Source organism: Streptomyces sp. NPDC056734, assembly GCF_042790455.1.
Classification (GTDB): Bacteria; Actinomycetota; Actinomycetes; order Streptomycetales; family Streptomycetaceae; genus Streptomyces.
In genome coordinates this window covers 1-1149 of record NZ_JBHTZD010000062.1, presented here as the reverse complement: position 1 = coordinate 1149, position 1149 = coordinate 1, and the positions used below count along the sequence as shown (strand labels likewise).

Here is a 1149-nt window from a genome sequence, read left to right as displayed (position 1 = left end):
CCATCCGCACTCACGGTGCAGAGCCCGACCCGCACTGGAACTGCCCGCCGGGCGCCAGGTACTCGGCCCGGCTGCCGCGGCCGTGCCCGACGGCTGCCGGCCGCGTGGACAAGGGACTGCCCAGCCTGGACGGCACACCGGGATTGAGCGACCGATCCGGGCGGGTACCTCCCCTTCAGTACATCCACCGAAGTCCCCCCTTACGTAGGGGCGTTGGTGCGCGGATGTGCTGCGCGTGCTGCCTCTGTGCGCCCTTGTGATGGGCGCTGTATCCAGTTCACCTTGGTGAGGGCTGAGAACGGGGAAGACGGTGTCCTCTCAGCAACCCAACGCACGGCTCGCACGGCTGCTTGAGGAGGCGGGATGGAACGCGAGCCATCTTGCCCACGACGTCTCCTCGGTCGCGTCCGAACACGGCCACGACATGATCGTGAACCGCTCCACGGCGACGCGCTGGCTCTCGGGCGCCCATCCGCGTCCGCCCGCGCCCGCCTACATCCTGGAGGCGCTGTCCCGGCGCCTGGGCAGACCCCTGGCCGCCGCCGACGCCGGTCTGACCCGAGCCCCCGTCCGCATACCGCACTGGTCCTGGGAGGCAGACCCCGTGCGCCATCTGGCCAAGCTCACCCACAGCCAACTCGACCCCGACCGGGGCAACATCCCGGGCGCGGACGTCTACAGCCTCGCCGCGCTGGCCGTCCCGGAATGGGAGGACCTGCTCTCACGGAGTACCGCCCGCCGCGCCGGGGTCATGGCCGGACGCCGCGTGGGCCGCGCGGAAGTGGAGGCGCTGAAGAGCATGACCGCCGTCTTCGCCACCTCGACCGGAACCTTCGGTGGCGGGCACGCCCGCAACGCACTCACCGCCTACCTCGCCGACGACGTCACGCCCTGGCTCCTCGCCGGCGCCAGCGACCACATACACCGCCAACTCCTCACCCGCACCGCCCAGCTCACCATCCTCCTGGGCAACATGTGCGCCGACGACGGCCACAGTGCCCTCGGCCAGCACTACCACCGCACCGCCGCCCACCTCGCCGCCGAGGCCGAGGACCCCCACACCTACACCATCGCGATCAGGGCCCTCGCCTCCCACGCGCTGGACCTCGGACACCCCCAGCCCTCACTCGCCCTGACCGAACAGGCCGC

The 1149-nt window shown here is 71.5% G+C and carries 1 pseudogene; it reads left to right on the top strand.

The window, feature by feature from the left end:
* Window positions 1–310: 310 nt before the first annotated feature.
* Window positions 311–1149: pseudogene (locus ACFRFC_RS38225) on the top strand (hypothetical protein); the annotation flags it as partial.